The organism is Bacillus sp. 196mf, assembly GCF_003217275.1.
GTDB classification, from domain to species: domain Bacteria; phylum Bacillota; class Bacilli; order Bacillales; family Bacillaceae_G; genus Bacillus_A; species Bacillus_A thuringiensis_S.
Window position 1 is genome coordinate 1 of record NZ_QJTG01000115.1, and the last position, 1,197, is coordinate 1,197.

Here is a 1,197-nt window from a genome sequence, read left to right on the forward strand (position 1 = left end):
GTACGTATCTCACTTCTATCCAAGTAGGAAATGTTCAGTATGGAATTTCTGTGAACCCGACTCTTAATCAGGTATATGTTGCAGATAACTCATTCATGCGAAATGTATATATTATTGATTCTGGAACAAATGCTGTGGTAGGAACAATCCCAATAAACTTACCAAGTAATCCAGCCCCAACGGCTACAGCGGCAGATCGCGTTTTAAATCGACTGTATGTAGGGACTGAGGGTATCTCTACCCCACTTCCATTTGTTTCAGCGTATAATATGGGTTCTTTCCCTCCTGCTATACCATTAGGGTCAGTTGCTCTTAACTCTCCATTTGCAACTAATATAGAAGCGATGGCAACAAATTCTATCACGCATATGCTATATGTTATAGACACGAGAACTCTTTTTGTATTCGATACTACGCCCCCTACGCCAGCGCTTGTTACATCGGTACCAATTCTCAGCCCAAATGAAGATGGCCTATCATGGGTTACTGTTGATGAAATACATAATACAATTTATGTGGTTAGTAGAAATCAAAACGGTAAGGTATTTGTTATTGATGGATTGGTAAATGTGGTGGATACAGTTTTATCAACAGGAACAGATCCATTTGCTGTAGGAGTAAAAGAGACAAATCCTTGATGAAATCTTGCTCGTGAGAGGAATCGTTAATACAGAGGGGCCTACTTGGCTTCTCTGTATTAACTTATTTTATCAGATGGTGAGAAGGGTGGCTATATCTATGATCACAATTAGTCTTTGTATGATTGTTAAAAATGAAGAGCATCATTTACCTAACCGCTACGAAAGTAATACAAAACTATAGCACCACAAATATCTTTAATATAACCCCATCTCATCAGCTTCTTCAGCAGATATTTCATCAAATATACCGAAGCGACTTGCTTATTGGATTTGTGGAGGATACGGTGGAACGGTCTTCTTCTAGCCAATTATAAAATATACCACCATCAGTGCATACAGTTGCCTTACGTTTTTCAAGAATATGCCTCTCTCTAAAGCTATCGATGTAGTTATAGACCATCTGTTTGAACGTACGTGTAAAATAACCAATTGGATTTTTCATCAAAGTACCGTTATGCTCAAATTTCTGTGTTTTAGAATATAAAGCAACGGAAGCATTCGCAAGAAGGTTGTGAAATACATCAGTATCCGCTAGTAAATTAAATTTCTTAGCAGC

General features: G+C 37.9%; 1 protein-coding gene and 1 pseudogene. One reads left to right on the forward strand and one right to left on the reverse strand.

Annotation, left to right across the window (positions count from 1 at the left end):
• Positions 1–638, forward strand: a 638-nt coding sequence (locus tag ATL10_RS31565) for a YncE family protein (RefSeq protein WP_220037397.1), incomplete at its 5' end; no start/stop codon positions are given.
• 198 nt (positions 639–836) lie between these two features.
• Here the strand turns inward: ATL10_RS31565 and ATL10_RS30825 are convergent.
• A pseudogene (locus tag ATL10_RS30825) lies at positions 837–1,197 on the reverse strand (cytosolic protein); the annotation flags it as partial.